Below are 13706 nucleotides of genomic sequence, written 5' to 3' on the forward strand. Positions count from 1 at the left end.
AGGTCGTTCATTTCCCTGCCGGGTTTCCTTCAAGCGAATCCTGCGGCGCCGCCGCCAGATCGCGATGTGTAACCGTGGGCGAAAATCCCGCAGTAAGCAACCGCTCTGCCACCCGATCGGCGACGTGCACTGAGCGATGTCTCCCTCCGGTACAGCCAAAGGCGACGGTGACGTAAGATTTTCCCTCCGCGATATAACGCGGGATGAGAAGGAGGAGCAAATCCTCGATCTTGCGCACCGCGTCGGCATAGGCCGGATCGGCGGCGATATAAGCCGCGACCTCCGGATCGCGCCCGGTGCCGGGGCGCAGATCCGGCTCCCAGTGCGGATTGCGCAGGAAGCGCATGTCGAAAACCAGATCGGCATCGGTCGGCAGGCCGCGCGCAAAGCCGAACGACATGATCGAAACGATCGTGTCCCCGACACCAGATCGCGAAAAGGCCGCGCGCACCTGTTGCGCGAGAGCATGGGCATTGAAATGCGTCGTGTCGCTCAGCCGGTTGGACCATTGTCGCAGCGGAGCGAGCAATTGCCGCTCCCGCTCGATCCCGTCTCGCGCGGGGCGATCAAGCGCAAGCGGATGCCGCCGGCGCGTCTCATCATAGCGCCGCGCCAGCTCGTCAGATTCGCAGTCCAGGAACAGCGTGCCGATCTCATAGCCGCCCTTGGCGCGGAGACGTTCGACCTGAGCCACGACCTGCGCGGCGTCGAAATCCCGGGTGCGAGCGCCGATTCCGAGCGCGAGCGGGCGATGCATATCCTCCGTGCCCGCTGGCGGGAGCGCGTTCAGCAGCCGATCCAGCAGCGACAGCGGCAGATTGTCGACGACTTCCCAGCCAAGATCCTCGAGCGTCTTGAGCACCGTCGATTTGCCTGCGCCGGACATGCCGGTGACCAGCAATATTTCCGGGGGAGGGGTCACGATGGAATCCGGCGCATCACAAGCTCGATCTTGATCGGGGCAGACGCCTCGAAGGCGCTCAACGCGATAGCCGGAATGGCGCATCCGGCAAAGGTACAAGTGGCGGGTTCGGGCATCCGCTCCACACGGGCATCGAGGCAGACGACAAGCGCCACCGGCACCTCGTCCAGATGCGGCATATCGACGATGCCGATGCCGCGCACCTCCATCTGGCCGGCGATCGGCCGGGGCGCGGCTGCGAAGAGGATGCCGTCGCCGAGCGTCAATTCGGTATAATCGTCCGATACGAGCCGCGCGCCGCGGTCAATCAGCCGAAGCGCCAGATCTGATTTGCCGGACCCGGATGATCCGACGAGCATTACCGCCCGTCCGCCGATCGCGACCGTCGTGGCGTGCACCGCCTCCGTCGCTGACACTTCAACCACCGTCCGCGAGCGGCAACCGCACCACGAATCGGGCGCCTGTCAGCCTGTCCTCACGGCTCTGCACCTCGATCGTGCCCTGGTGCGCCTCCACGATAGTGCGCGCGATCGCGAGCCCGAGCCCCGAATGCTGCCCGAACGCTTCGCTGTGCGGGCGAATCGACTGGAAGCGGCGGAATACCGCCTCGCGGGCATCCTCCGGCACGCCCGGGCCCTCATCCTCCACGCCTATTTCAAGTGCACCGTCGGCCGCGCGGGCGGCGATCGCGATCAGGCCGCCATCAGGGGAGAAGGAGAGAGCGTTGTCGATCAGGTTTTCGAACACTCGCTCCAGTCGCGCGCCCTCACCGGATACCATCATGGGAATATGTTGCGAGCGGTCCAGCCGGATGCGGATCTCCCGCTCGATGCCGCGTTCCCGGCGCTGCGCGATCATCCCCTCAACCATCGCGCCTACATCGACGGGCTCGAATTTCGCCCGGCTCAGCTGCGCGTCCAGGCGCGACGCTTCCGAGATATCGGTGATAAGCCGGTCGAGACGATGGACATCCTCGCGAACGATGGAAAGCAGACGCTGTTGAAGCTCGAGATCCCTGACGTGCCCGAGCCCCTCGACCGCCGATCGAAGCGAAGCAAGCGGGTTCTTCATCTCGTGCGTCACGTCCGCCGCGAACGCCTCGGTCGCGTCGATCCGGGCGCGCAGGGCCAGGCTCATGTCGGATAAAGCGCGGGCCAGCATGCCGATCTCGTCCTTGCGGTCCGGCAGCCTCGGCACCACTACCTCCCGGGCACGCCCAAGCCGAACCCGCACCGCGGCGCGCGCGAGCCGGCGGAGCGGGCGCACGATCGTTCGCGCGAGAAATAGCGACAGCAGGATCGACACGACCGTCACCGTCAGCAACACCAGGCTGAGCCTGTAGCGCTCGACGCGCACCGTCTGGGTGATGTCGCGCGCGTTGACCGCCGTCATGACCGCGGCGCCGTCAAGGAGCGGGGCGGCAGCGGTGATCACCGGCGTTCGATCTGGCGCCCGCCATACCGTCGCGGCGGCATGACCCGACTGAGCGGTGCGCACATCGGGCCAGCTTCGTCCATCGTCATGCTCGCGATAGAGGGGCGGGCGGATCGCGCCCACCACCGTGTCGATACCGGCATCCAGAAAGCGTGCGATCCGCTGCCCGCGATCATCCTTGTCGGGATCGAGAAGCTGGAAGTTCCGCTTGCCGAGCGCGCGACTGTCCACGGTCAGCGCGCCGTTCGGAGCGAACAGCCGAATGCGCGTACCCGTATCCTGCGCAAGCTGGACGATCAGCGGATTGCGCAGCGTCGGGGTGACGGTCTGAAGGGCCTCCGCGATCAGGCGCGCTTCGCGCATCGCCTGCTCGGTACGGTTGTCGAGAATACGCGCGCGATACGAATCGAGATAAAAGAATCCGCCTGCGAGCAGCAAAAGTGCGAAGATGTTTACCGCCAGGATGCGTCTGGTTAGCGATACGCGACCCGACCAGCGGAGCGCGAGGTCGCTGCCTTCACTCTTCGGAGAAACGGTATCCGGCGCCATAGAGTGTCTCGATAGCGTCAAATTCGCCATCTACCTCGCGAAACTTTCGCCGAACCCGCTTGATGTGTGAGTCGATCGTGCGATCATCGACATAGATGTCGTCCTGATAGGCCGCATCCATCAGCTGGTTGCGGGTGCGCACGATGCCCGGCCGCTGGGCAAGCGTTTCCAGGATCAGAAATTCGGTAACGGTGAGGGTGACCGGCGTGCCGCCCCAGGTAACGCGGTGGCGAGCCGGGTCCATCACCAGCCGCCCCCGTTCGAGCGGACCCTGGGTTTCGGTTTCGGCGCCATCCGGGGCCTGGGTCAGTTCCGTCCGTCGCAGGATAGCGCGGACGCGCGCAATCAGCAGGCGCTGGCTGAACGGCTTGGCGATATAATCGTCGGCCCCCATCGCAAGGCCTAGCGCCTCGTCCAGTTCGTCGTCTTTGCTGGTGAGGAAGATCACCGGGATCTGGCTCTTCTCGCGTAGCCGCCGCAACAGCTCAAGCCCGTCCATGCGCGGCATCTTGATGTCAAAGATGGCAAGATCCGGCGCGTTCTCGATCAGCGCCTTCAGCGCAGTCTCTCCATCGGAATAGACGCGGGTGAGGAATCCCTCGGTCTGGAGCGCGATCGAAACCGAAGTCAGGATGTTCCGGTCGTCGTCCACGAGCGCGATCGTTGCGGTCATGGAATCGCGCCTAGTGCAAAGATGGGACGGGCTCAATGCCCGCGTCGTTTGACGGGCGGCGGCGCTGATTATATGCGCTCGGCATTTACCGGCCCGGATACGGTGCCGGCTGTAGTCTGTTTTTAGGGGATATGCCTGTGAGCGATCGTATTCCGGCGGCCGGCCTGGAGGCCCAGGGCATCGAGACCCGCGCTAATCTGCACTGGAATCTCGGCACGGCGCGCCTTGTCGAAAGCGCGGTCGCGCGTGGCGAGGGGAAGCTTGCGGCGGATGGCCCGCTGGTGGTCGAAACCGGGCCGCATACCGGACGGTCGGCGCAGGACAAATTCATCGTGAAGGATGCCGAAACCGCCGATACGGTGTGGTGGGGCAAGACCAACAAGGCGATGACGCCAGAGCATTTTGCCGCGCTCAAGGCTGATTTCTTCGCAGCGCTTCGCGATAAGGATGATCTGTTCGTTCAGGATCTTTACGGCGGATCGCAGCCGTCGCATCGTGTTCGCGTGCGCGTCATCAACGAGCTGGCGTGGCATAACCTGTTCATCCGCACGATGCTGGTTCGCCCGGAAGTATCCGCGCTCAAGGGCTTCGACGCGGATTACACGATCATCGATCTGCCCAGCTTTCGCGCGGACCCGATGCGCCACGGCACCCGCTCGGAAACAGTGATCGCTGTCAATTTTTCCGAGAAGCTGATCCTGATCGGCGGGACCCGCTATGGCGGCGAAATGAAGAAATCGGTGTTCGGCCTGCTCAACTATCTGTTGCCGGTCGATGGCGTCATGCCGATGCACTGTTCGGCGAACATGGGCGCGGACGGTTCGACGGCGGTGTTCTTCGGGCTATCCGGCACGGGCAAGACGACCCTTTCGGCCGATGCGAGCCGCACCCTGATCGGCGACGACGAGCATGGCTGGTCCGACACTGCCGTCTTCAATTTCGAGGGCGGCTGCTACGCCAAGATGATCCGGCTGTCGGCTGAGGCCGAGCCCGAAATCTACGCCACGACCAAGCGGTTCGGCACCGTACTCGAAAATGTCGTGATGGACCCGGAAACCCGCGAGCTCGATCTGGATGATGCGACGCTCGCAGAGAACAGTCGCGGCGCTTATCCGATCGATTTCATCCCCAATGCCTCCGCCGAGAACATGGGAGGCGTGCCGAAGAATATCGTGATGTTGACGGCGGATGCCTATGGCGTTCTGCCACCGATCGCCAAGCTTACTCCAGATCAGGCGATGTACCACTTCCTGTCCGGCTACACCGCGCGTGTCGCGGGCACGGAGATCGGCGTGACCGAGCCGGACGCCACCTTCTCGACCTGCTTCGGCGCGCCGTTCATGCCGCGCCATCCGTCGGTTTACGGCAATCTGCTCAAGGAGCGGATCGCCAGGGGCGGGGTGGATTGCTGGCTGGTCAACACCGGCTGGACCGGCGGCAAATACGGCGTCGGCAGCCGTATGCCTATCAAAGCGACCCGTGCGTTGCTCAATGCCGCGCTCGATGGGAGCCTGAACGACGCCGAGTTCCGCACCGATCCCAATTTCGGGTTCAAGGTGCCGGTGAGTGTGCCGGGGGTGGATGCCAGCATCCTCGATCCCCGAGCGACGTGGCCGAATGCCGCCGAATATGACGCGACCGCAGCCAAGCTCGTTGATCTGTTCAACGAGAATTTCGCGCAGTTCGCCGATCATGTCGACGAGGGTGTTCGCCAGTCCGCACCGAAGGTTGCGCAACCCGCCTGATCGCGCTCGCACCGCCCGGCGACCACTGATACAGTGTGATCGCCGGGGGCTGCTTTTGCGAGGTTAGCGATGGGTATTTTCGATAGTTTGCTCGGCCAGATCGGCTCGAACGTGGACGTGGCTAATCTGGCCGCCAAGGTTGGCTTGTCGCAGGATCAGGTGGAACAGGCCATCTCCGCGCTAACCCAGTCGCATACCGAGCCCGGCGACACGGTCGACGGCGCGGCTCAGACCACCGGCCTCCCGGCGGACACATTGCAGGAGATCGTCGGCCACATCGGGGGCGAGGGGTCGCTCGGGCAGTTCGCCCAGATCATCGGGGCTACGGGCGGTGGGGACGGCGAGGGCGGCGCCGGCGGCCTGCTATCCGGGCTGGCCGGGAAGCTTTTCGGCAAGAGTTGATCCAAGCGGCTCGAGGCGGAGAATGCCGTTTTCCACGGCGAGTACCCGCATGCGCTCGCCGGCGGCGGCGTCTGGGCCCGTCGCCGGCCACGTGCTGTCGCCCAGCCGCGCACGACCGCGACCATCGACGATCGGCTCGGCGATCACCACCGTCGCCCCGATCGCGCGCGCTGCGCGATCGTTGAGCATGGGGTCGCTGGTTTCGAGCGGATAGTCGCGATACCACCGCCGCCCGATCATTACCGACACGACACTCCAGGCCGCGAAGCTGCCCGCCTGTGCCGCAAGCGGCAGATCGGGCAGCGCGAACAGCGCGACGCCGGTGATCGCCGCCGCGATCGCCAGGAAAACCAGGAATACGCCGGGGATCGCCAGTTCCGCTATGCCAAGCAAGACCGCCGCCGCGATCCAGGCCGCCGCCATATGCTGCACGAAATCGTCGAGGATCATTGCGGGGTAGAAGCCCCCTTGACGCGCGGCACGGAAGGCCCGGCTGAGGGCTGCTCGGACCTGGGCATCGCGCTTATGGCGTCGCGTGCCAGTTCGCCGATCCCGCCCAGCGTGCCCATGAGCTGCGTCGCCTCGACCGGAAACAGGATCGTCTTGGCGTTAGGGCTGGTCGCGAATTTGCCGATCGCCTCGACGTATTTCTGTGCGATGAAATAGTTGATCGCCTGCGTATTGCCGCCCTCGATCGCCTCTGAGACGGCCCGTGTAGCGCTCGCTTCGGCCTGGGCGGCGCGCTCGCGCGCCTCGGCGTCGCGGAACGCCGATTCCCTTCGACCCTCGGCTTCCAGGATGCGGGCCTGCTTCTGACCCTCGGCACGGAGGATTTCGGAGGCGCGAGTTCCCTCCGCGTCGAGGATATTGGCGCGCTTCTCGCGCTCCGCCTTCATCTGCCGGCCCATCGCGTTGACGATATCGGCGGGCGGGCGGATGTCCTTGATCTCGACGCGGGTGATCTTGACCCCCCATGGCGTCGTCGCGTGATCGACCACGGACAGCAGGCGCGCGTTGATCTCATCGCGCTTGGAGAGCGTTTCGTCGAGGTCCATCGAGCCCATCACCGTGCGCAGATTGGTCGTGGTGAGCTGGAGCAGCGCGACATACAGGTCCGACACCTCGTACGCGGCCTTGGCCGCATCGAGCACCTGGAAGAACACGACCCCGTCGGTCGAGATCATCGCATTGTCCTTGGTGATGATTTCCTGCCCCGGAATATCGATCACCTGCTCCATCATATTCACGCGCCTGCCGACGCGGTAGAAGAAGGCGGGATAGAAATTGAACCCCGGCGCCGCCGTCGTCGTGTAACGGCCGAAGTGTTCGATCGTATATTGATAGCCTTGGCGAACGATCTTGATGCTCGTCATCAGGTAGAAAAGCACCAGCGCCAGCAGCAGGGTTACGACGATCGCGACCATATCTCTCTCCCGAAGGTGCGTGCATCATAACTAACACACCAGCGGGGGCCTAGCGAAACCGCGTTCGCGCGGTTACATGGCCCGCCACCTCCTTCCCCCACGCAGGATTCGGCAAGCATATGGACATTCGCCTCGGCCTCACTTTCGACGATGTCCTTTTGGTGCCCGCTGAATCGCAGGTGCTGCCCAGCGGCGCAGACACGCGAACGCAGGTCACGCGCGGGATCGCCCTCAACATTCCGATCCTGTCGAGCGCGATGGACACGGTTACGGAAGCCGATATGGCGATCGTCATGGCGCAGCTTGGCGGCATCGGCGTTCTTCACCGGAACCTTACCGTTGAGGAGCAGGTCGCGGCAGTCCGGCAGGTTAAGCGGTTTGAAAGCGGCATGGTGGTGAATCCGATCACGATCGCGCCGAGCGCCACGCTGGCTGATGCGCAGGCCCTGATGACCCAGCACCGCATCAGCGGCATTCCGGTGGTGGAGAAGGACGGAAAGCTGGTCGGCATCCTCACCAACCGCGACGTGCGTTTCGCCGGGAACCCGAAACAGCCCGTCAGCGAATTGATGACCCACGAGAATCTCGCGACGGTGCAGACCGGCGTCGGCCAGGAGGAAGCGCGGCGCCTGCTCCACCAGCGCCGGATCGAGAAGCTGCTGGTGGTGGACGATGCCTACCGCTGCGTCGGCCTCATCACGGTAAAGGATATCGAAAAGGCCGTAACCTATCCCGACGCCACGAAGGACGGGGCAGGTCGGTTGCGCGTCGCGGGGGCGACGACGGTGGGCGACAAAGGCTTCGATCGAACCGAAGCGCTCGTGGACGCAGAGTGCGATCTGATCGTGATCGATACCGCGCATGGCCATAACCGCGATGTGGCGGCGGCGGTGGAGCGGGTGAAGAAGCTCTCGAACGCGGTGCAGGTCGTCGCCGGCAACGTCGCGACCGGGGAGGCGACTCGTGCGCTGATCGACGCGGGTGCCGACGGGATCAAGGTGGGTATCGGTCCGGGATCGATCTGCACGACGCGGATCGTCGCCGGCGTCGGCGTGCCGCAACTCACCGCCGTGATGGATTGCGCGGAGGCTGCGGCGAAAGCCGGCGTACCGGTTATCGCCGACGGTGGTCTCCGCACATCGGGGGATCTTGCGAAGGCGCTGGCGGCCGGCGCATCGACTTGCATGGTTGGCTCGTTGCTGGCGGGTACGGAAGAGGCGCCCGGAGAAACCTTTCTTTATCAGGGGCGTGCCTATAAATCCTATCGTGGGATGGGAAGCGTGGGTGCGATGGGGCGCGGGTCGGCGGACCGTTATTTCCAGGGCGATATCAAGGATCAGCTCAAGCTGGTGCCCGAGGGTATCGAGGGGCAGGTCGCGTTCAAGGGCCCGGCGCGTGATGTGATCCACCAGCTTGTCGGCGGGATCAAGGCCGCGATGGGCTATACTGGCGCTGCGACGATCGCCGATCTTCAGCGCCGCGCAAATTTCGTTCGAATCACTGGCGCGGGGCTGAAGGAAAGCCATGTGCATGACGTGACCATCACGCGAGAGGCGCCCAACTATCCCACGCGCTGATTTCAGGTCTGTCCGATGACGCCAGCCGCGCGCATTCAGGCGGCGATCGAGGTGCTGGATCTCGTGCTTGCGGCCGCCCGCGAGGGCGGTGCGGCGGCCGACACGATCGTCCAGCGCTATTTCTCCACCCGCCGCTACGCCGGCTCGAAGGATCGCCGGGCGGTGCGTGAGCTTGTGTTCGCGGCGATCCGGGCTTGCGGAGAAATGCCTGTGTCGGGCCGCGCGGCGATGCTGCTGTTGACGCGCGGGGACGAGAATCTCGTGCGCGGTTTCGACGGGTCTGTGCATGGGCCTGCACCGATCGATCCCGAGGAACCTGTCGCGACCGGTGGTACGGCTCCGGCCTGGCTTGCGGAGCGGATGCGGCAGTCAGGGCTCGACGAGGAGGAATTGGCCGCGCTGGTTGAGCGCGCGCCCCTCGACGTCCGCGTGAATACTTTGATTGCGGACGCCGAGGTGATGGCGAGCGAAATTCCGGGCGCCGCGCCTATAGCCGGCGTCCCTGGTGGGCTGCGTTTGCCCGCCGGTACCAATGTGGAGAGTTATGGCGGCCGGCTGGAGGTGCAAGACGCGGGCAGCCAGATCGTTGCCGGCGCAGCGCGGGTCGAACCGGGCATGACCGTGCTCGACCTTTGCGCTGGCGCGGGGGGCAAGACTCTCACGCTGGCGGCCGCGATGCATAATGAGGGGCGAATCGTTGCGGCGGACACCGATCGATCCAGGCTCGGCCGCCTTTCTCCGCGCGCCGTGCGGGCAGGCGTCACGATCGCGGAAACGGTGCTCCTCAATCCCGACCATGAACTGGCGGCACTGCAAGGCTTGCGAACTGCCGCGGATGTCGTGCTTATCGATGCGCCTTGCTCCGGAACTGGAACATGGCGGCGGAATCCTGAATCGAGATGGCGGATCACACCCGCAAGACTGGGGAGGTTGGTTGAAACCCAGCAGCGCCTGCTCGGCATAGGCGCCGCCCTGACGCGGCCGGGCGGCGCGCTGATCTATATTGTCTGCTCGCTGGTCGATGAGGAGGGGGCGGGGCAGGTGATGCCGTTTCTCGCGACGCACCCCGGCTGGACAGCTGAACCACCTACATTGGCACTTGGTCGTCGTCACCACGCCGGTGTCAGGCTCAGCCCCGCGCACGATGGGACAGACGGCTTTTTTGTCGCACGGCTGATCGCCCCATGCTAACCCGCCGCTCATAGTGTCGAAGTCGGAGCTGATCATGCGTTTTTCGTCCGTCGCCATCGCCGCTTCGCTGGCGCTGGTTTCGATTTCGACCTCGCTCCACGGCCAGCGCCCGGATGACCAGATCGATCCGCGCTCCATGGCGTTGCTCGCGCAGGGCCGCGCAGCAATGGCGGCGGGCAATCTCGACGGGGCTGGCGATGCACTGGAAAGTGCGGTTGCGGTCGATCCGCGCAACCGTCAGGCGTTCATCGTCATGGCCGAAGTCGCCGAGGCGCGGGGCTTGTCTGGCAAGGCGATCCGCTTCTATCGAGAGGCGCTTACATTGGAACCGAACGACCCGGTGGCTCTTAAAGGGCAGGGCGAGGCGTTGGTTTCCAAGGGCGCTATGGCGCGGGCGAAGGAGAATCTCGCCAAGCTGCGTACCGTTTGCAAGGGCGACTGCCCACAGGCGAACGCCCTTGCCGCGGTGATAGCGAAGGGGCCGCCGCCGATCGCCACCGCGCAAGCGGTGCCGGCCAAAACCGCGCCGGTTAAAGACTGACCGGCTTCAAGCTCGCGGAAAGCCGTCTGGCGAGATTAACAAATTCCGCGACCTTTACCGTTTCGGCGCGCCGCGTGGCATCGATCCCCTCGGCTGACAGCGCATCCAATGCGCTGGGCACGCCGCGCAAGCTCTGGCGCAACATCTTGCGCCGCTGCCCGAACGCGGCGGCGGTCAGGCGTTCCAGCACCGTCAATCGAACATCGGAGGGGGCCGCTGTGGGAACTACATGGACCACGGCCGACATTACTTTGGGCGGTGGAGTAAAGGCCGAACGATGCACCGGCATCGCGATCCGCGCCGACGCCCGCCACTGGGCTAGCACGGAAAGCCGGCCATAGGCGTCGCTTCCGGGGGCCGCGACTATCCGATCCGCGACCTCCCGCTGGAACATCAATGTCAGAGATTTCCACCATGGCTGCCAATCCGCCGATAGCCAGCCAACGAACAGTGCCGTCCCGACGTTATAGGGCAGATTGGAGACGATATGGGGGGCGGCATCGAAAAGGGCCTGTCCGTCAACTTCCAGCGCGTCGCCCTCAATAACACGCAATCTTTCGGGATAGGCCTCAGCCAATTCGGCAAGCGCGGGTAGGCAGCGTCGATCCCGCTCGATTGCGGTTACGCGCGCGCCCGCTGCAAGCAGTGCGCGCGTCAGACCGCCCGGCCCGGGGCCAATCTCCAGAACTTGTTCCTCATGGAGATCGCCGGGGATCGCCGCGATCCGCGCAAGCAACTGTGCATCGAACAGAAAATTCTGGCCCAAAGCCTTGGACGCCGACAGCCCATGCCGCGCGATCACTTCACGCAGCGGCGGAAGTTCGATCACGCGGTCGGCCACGCTGCGCGTCGCGCCGCAGCCTCTCCTGCCATTGCAATCGCCGCGATCATTGCGCCCGGCTCCGCCTGGTCACTACCCGCGATCGCGAATGCAGTGCCGTGATCGGGCGACGTCCGAACGATCGGCAGCCCCAGGGTCATATTAACCCCCTCGTCAAAATGAAGCGTTTTCAGGGGGATCAATGCCTGATCGTGATAACAGCACAAAACTGCGTCGTAATGAGCGCGGGCGCGCCCATGAAACAGCGTATCGGCGGCAAACGGCCCACGCGCGTCTATTCCCTCGTCGCGCAGGATTGCGATCGCCGGCTCGATCAAGTCTATTTCCTGGCGTCCGATCGCGCCGCCTTCGCCGGCATGCGGATTAAAGCCCGCGAATGCGAGACGGGGCTTTTCAATGCCAAAATTCCTGGCCAGTCCGCGCGCGGTCGCGCGCGCTTTGGCAACTATCAGATCGATCGTCAGCAACGAGGCGACGCGTTCGAGCGGAACGTGCGTGGTTATGGGTACGACGCGTAACGACGGCCCCGCCAACATCATGACCGCGTTTTGACCGGCGATGCCGCAACGCTCTGCGACGAACTCGGTTTGGCCGGGATGGGTGAAGCCGATCCCGTAAAGCCGAGCCTTTGAAACCGGGCCTGTGACAAGCGCACCGGCAACCCCCGATCGGGCAAGCCCGACCGCCAATTCTAGCGAATGAAGCGCGCAACGCGCTCCGTCGGCGTCCGGCGCGCCGGGTTCGATCTCGCCCGCGTCTTCAACCGTCAGCACGGGAAGGCCAGCTGCAAATGCTGACGTCACCTGGTCAAGTTCGCTGATCCGCGCGATCGGGCCACGCCATACGCGTTCGACGGCGCGCGCATCGCCAACTGCGACGAACGGCGGCAAGCCATGGGCCGAACGGGCATCCCAGGCTTTGGCGATGATCTCCGGGCCTATCCCTGCCGGATCACCCATCGAAACGGCTAGCGGCAGCATCATCCTTTCCTCAGCGATATTCTATCACCGCGTCACGCCGCAGATCGCGCAGGGCCTGCTGCGCACGAAGGTTTACGCGCTGCTGCTCGAGTTGGTTCTGAATTTGTTCGGCGCCAGGAAGTTTACCGGCCGACGCCTCATCCCGGCCGCAGAGAACGAGTGTGCGAACACCTTCAGTCGGCGAGCCAAATGGCGGACTGGATTGGCCAACCTGTAGCTGAAGCATGATATCCTGCAGCGCCGCCGGCAGATCGCGGATACGAATCGTATCGTTGTCGACGACTTCCGCCCCGATCTGAGCCGCCACCTTTTCGACCGAGCCGCAGCCTTGCAACGCGTGGGTGACATTGGCGAACTCGGCGGTGCGGGCTGTGGCCTGTGCCTGTGTCGTGCCCGGCGGAAACTTGATCGTCATCTGCTTAAGGCTGAGCCGCGCGTCACGTGGGTCGGCGGTAAGCACCTGTCGCTTGTCCACGAGGAACAGGATGGAGAAGCCCCCTGGCACCGCGATGGGTCCGGCTACCTGGCCGATCTTCATCTGCCCGGCCGCTTCCGCAAGAACGTCCGGCAATTGGGAACTGCGCACCCATCCGAGGTCGCCATTCACGCCGCGCGTGGAGGCTTCCGAGAAATTGCGCGCGAAATAGCCGAACGGGGCCTGGCCCTTGTGAATCTCGTCGATCAGCTGCCGCGCGTTGGCATAAACTTGCTCAGTGCGATCTGGCGTCGCGTTAAGATATATTTCGTTGAGGTGAAATTCCTCCGTGCCTTTCGCGGCCTCGAGCCTCGCCAAAATAGCCTTCACCTCGATATCGCCAACATTGACGAAAGGCTCCACGCGACGGCGAAGATACCTGCTCCACGCCAGTTCGGCCTCAATCTGCCGTCGGATCGAGCGATCGGACGAGCCGCTCTGACGCAGGAATGCCGAAAATTCTTTGGGGGTCTTACCGAAATTCTTGGCGACATTCGCAAAGCTTTGATCGATTTCGGCGGCGTCCACCTTCACGTCAGCGGTCTTGGCCTGCTGAATTTCCAGCACCTCATCGATCAACTGGCGGAGCACCTGCAATCGCAGGCGATCATACTCCTCGCCCTGCAACTTGATGTTGTTAGCGGCAATAATAAGCGCCGCACGCTGATCGACGTCGGTGCCGGTGATGACGCTGTCGTTGACGATCGCGGTCGCCTTGCGAATGTTCGGATCAAGCTTGCCAAATATTTGGAGGTTGGCCGGGATATCCAGCCCGGTATTGTCGGGCAGCGACTGATCCTGCACGGTCTGTTGTTGACCGAATGCCACCGTAGCTGCTGCCACCGCCAGCATTGCACCGATCAGGCGGCCATATCGCGTCGCCCCGTTCCGTCGCATGATCACTCTGATTGGATTCCTACTTTGCCGCAGCGTCGCGGGTCTGCTCCAGACT

Annotated in this window: 14 protein-coding genes; 5 read left to right on the forward strand and 9 right to left on the reverse strand. The window is 64.1% G+C overall.

The window, feature by feature from the left end:
* Nucleotides 1-7 precede the first annotated feature (7 nt).
* From rapZ to ACM61V_RS11010, 4 genes are read right to left on the reverse strand one after another with little or no spacing between them, the layout of a single operon-like run.
* Nucleotides 8-922: an RNase adapter RapZ gene (gene rapZ / locus ACM61V_RS10995; RefSeq protein WP_419713990.1), complete on the reverse strand. Its 915-nt coding sequence runs from the start codon at nucleotides 920-922 to the stop codon at nucleotides 8-10.
* Complete coding sequence (locus ACM61V_RS11000) at nucleotides 919-1347, reverse strand: HPr kinase/phosphorylase (RefSeq protein WP_137786085.1); 429 nt, start codon at nucleotides 1345-1347, stop codon at nucleotides 919-921. Before ACM61V_RS11000 ends, rapZ begins: the two co-directional genes overlap by 4 nt.
* Nucleotides 1340-2905 carry a sensor histidine kinase gene (locus ACM61V_RS11005; RefSeq protein WP_137786086.1) on the reverse strand — a complete coding sequence of 522 codons (1566 nt, stop codon included), beginning with the start codon at nucleotides 2903-2905 and terminating at the stop codon, nucleotides 1340-1342. The genes ACM61V_RS11000 and ACM61V_RS11005 overlap by 8 nt, the downstream gene beginning before the upstream one ends.
* Nucleotides 2874-3578, reverse strand: a complete 705-nt coding sequence (locus ACM61V_RS11010) for a response regulator transcription factor (protein ID WP_137786087.1) — start codon at nucleotides 3576-3578, stop codon at nucleotides 2874-2876. The genes ACM61V_RS11005 and ACM61V_RS11010 overlap by 32 nt, the downstream gene beginning before the upstream one ends.
* Before the next feature lie 131 nt (nucleotides 3579-3709).
* On the opposite strand from ACM61V_RS11010, the gene ACM61V_RS11015 reads away from it, so the two are divergent.
* Complete coding sequence (locus ACM61V_RS11015; RefSeq protein ID WP_171007520.1) at nucleotides 3710-5323, forward strand: phosphoenolpyruvate carboxykinase; 1614 nt, start codon at nucleotides 3710-3712, stop codon at nucleotides 5321-5323.
* Between the two features lie 69 nt (nucleotides 5324-5392).
* Entirely contained in the window at nucleotides 5393-5725 is a 333-nt protein-coding gene (locus ACM61V_RS11020) for a hypothetical protein (protein WP_137786089.1), read from the forward strand.
* Here ACM61V_RS11020 and ACM61V_RS11025 read toward each other — a convergent pair.
* Nucleotides 5687-6175: an NfeD family protein gene (locus ACM61V_RS11025; protein WP_171007521.1), complete on the reverse strand. Its 489-nt coding sequence runs from the start codon at nucleotides 6173-6175 to the stop codon at nucleotides 5687-5689. The genes ACM61V_RS11020 and ACM61V_RS11025 overlap by 39 nt on opposite strands.
* Nucleotides 6172-7149 (reverse strand): SPFH domain-containing protein, encoded by a 978-nt coding sequence (locus ACM61V_RS11030; RefSeq protein WP_137786090.1) that lies wholly within the window; start codon nucleotides 7147-7149, stop codon nucleotides 6172-6174. Before ACM61V_RS11030 ends, ACM61V_RS11025 begins: the two co-directional genes overlap by 4 nt.
* A 119-nt stretch (nucleotides 7150-7268) precedes the next feature.
* Between ACM61V_RS11030 and guaB the strand changes: the two genes are divergently transcribed.
* Genes guaB through ACM61V_RS11045 form a run of 3 tightly spaced genes read left to right on the forward strand, consistent with a single transcriptional unit; the run spans nucleotide 7269 to nucleotide 10458 of the window.
* Nucleotides 7269-8726: an IMP dehydrogenase gene (gene guaB / locus ACM61V_RS11035; protein WP_137786091.1), complete on the forward strand. Its 1458-nt coding sequence runs from the start codon at nucleotides 7269-7271 to the stop codon at nucleotides 8724-8726.
* Nucleotides 8727-8741: 15 nt separating this feature from the next.
* A complete protein-coding gene (locus tag ACM61V_RS11040) occupies nucleotides 8742-9917 on the forward strand; it encodes an RsmB/NOP family class I SAM-dependent RNA methyltransferase (RefSeq protein ID WP_137786092.1) in 1176 nt (391 codons plus the stop codon).
* A gap of 34 nt (nucleotides 9918-9951) precedes the next feature.
* Nucleotides 9952-10458: a tetratricopeptide repeat protein gene (locus ACM61V_RS11045; protein ID WP_137786093.1), complete on the forward strand. Its 507-nt coding sequence runs from the start codon at nucleotides 9952-9954 to the stop codon at nucleotides 10456-10458.
* Here ACM61V_RS11045 and rsmA read toward each other — a convergent pair.
* Genes rsmA through ACM61V_RS11060 form a run of 3 tightly spaced genes read right to left on the reverse strand, consistent with a single transcriptional unit; the run spans nucleotide 10448 to nucleotide 13651 of the window.
* Nucleotides 10448-11299, reverse strand: a complete 852-nt coding sequence (gene rsmA / locus ACM61V_RS11050) for a 16S rRNA (adenine(1518)-N(6)/adenine(1519)-N(6))-dimethyltransferase RsmA (RefSeq protein ID WP_419713991.1) — start codon at nucleotides 11297-11299, stop codon at nucleotides 10448-10450. The two genes, ACM61V_RS11045 and rsmA, sit on opposite strands and share 11 nt — an antisense overlap.
* On the reverse strand, nucleotides 11284-12282 hold the full coding sequence (pdxA, locus tag ACM61V_RS11055) for a 4-hydroxythreonine-4-phosphate dehydrogenase PdxA (RefSeq protein WP_137786094.1): 999 nt from the start codon (nucleotides 12280-12282) through the stop codon (nucleotides 11284-11286). Before pdxA ends, rsmA begins: the two co-directional genes overlap by 16 nt.
* A gap of 7 nt (nucleotides 12283-12289) precedes the next feature.
* Nucleotides 12290-13651, reverse strand: a complete 1362-nt coding sequence (locus ACM61V_RS11060) for a peptidylprolyl isomerase (protein WP_137786095.1) — start codon at nucleotides 13649-13651, stop codon at nucleotides 12290-12292.
* Nucleotides 13652-13706 lie beyond the last annotated feature (55 nt).

This window comes from Sphingomonas sp. TX0543, assembly GCF_048565505.1.
Classification (GTDB): Bacteria; Pseudomonadota; Alphaproteobacteria; order Sphingomonadales; family Sphingomonadaceae; genus Sphingomonas.

Bases quoted from the DNA above. Each gene is read 5' to 3' on its own strand.
- ACM61V_RS11005 (WP_137786086.1), bottom strand. From the start codon at position 2,905: ATGGCGCCGGATACCGTTTCTCCGAAGAGTGAAGGCAGCGACCTCGCG.
- ACM61V_RS11010 (WP_137786087.1), bottom strand. From the start codon at position 3,578: ATGACCGCAACGATCGCGCTCGTGGACGACGACCGGAACATCCTGACT.
- ACM61V_RS11015 (WP_171007520.1), top strand. From the start codon at position 3,710: ATGCCTGTGAGCGATCGTATTCCGGCGGCCGGCCTGGAGGCCCAGGGC.
- ACM61V_RS11020 (WP_137786089.1), top strand. From the start codon at position 5,393: ATGGGTATTTTCGATAGTTTGCTCGGCCAGATCGGCTCGAACGTGGAC.
- ACM61V_RS11025 (WP_171007521.1), bottom strand. From the start codon at position 6,175: ATGATCCTCGACGATTTCGTGCAGCATATGGCGGCGGCCTGGATCGCG.
- ACM61V_RS11030 (WP_137786090.1), bottom strand. From the start codon at position 7,149: ATGGTCGCGATCGTCGTAACCCTGCTGCTGGCGCTGGTGCTTTTCTAC.
- guaB (WP_137786091.1), top strand. From the start codon at position 7,269: ATGGACATTCGCCTCGGCCTCACTTTCGACGATGTCCTTTTGGTGCCC.
- ACM61V_RS11040 (WP_137786092.1), top strand. From the start codon at position 8,742: ATGACGCCAGCCGCGCGCATTCAGGCGGCGATCGAGGTGCTGGATCTC.
- ACM61V_RS11045 (WP_137786093.1), top strand. From the start codon at position 9,952: ATGCGTTTTTCGTCCGTCGCCATCGCCGCTTCGCTGGCGCTGGTTTCG.
- pdxA (WP_137786094.1), bottom strand. From the start codon at position 12,282: ATGATGCTGCCGCTAGCCGTTTCGATGGGTGATCCGGCAGGGATAGGC.
- ACM61V_RS11060 (WP_137786095.1), bottom strand. From the start codon at position 13,651: ATGCGACGGAACGGGGCGACGCGATATGGCCGCCTGATCGGTGCAATG.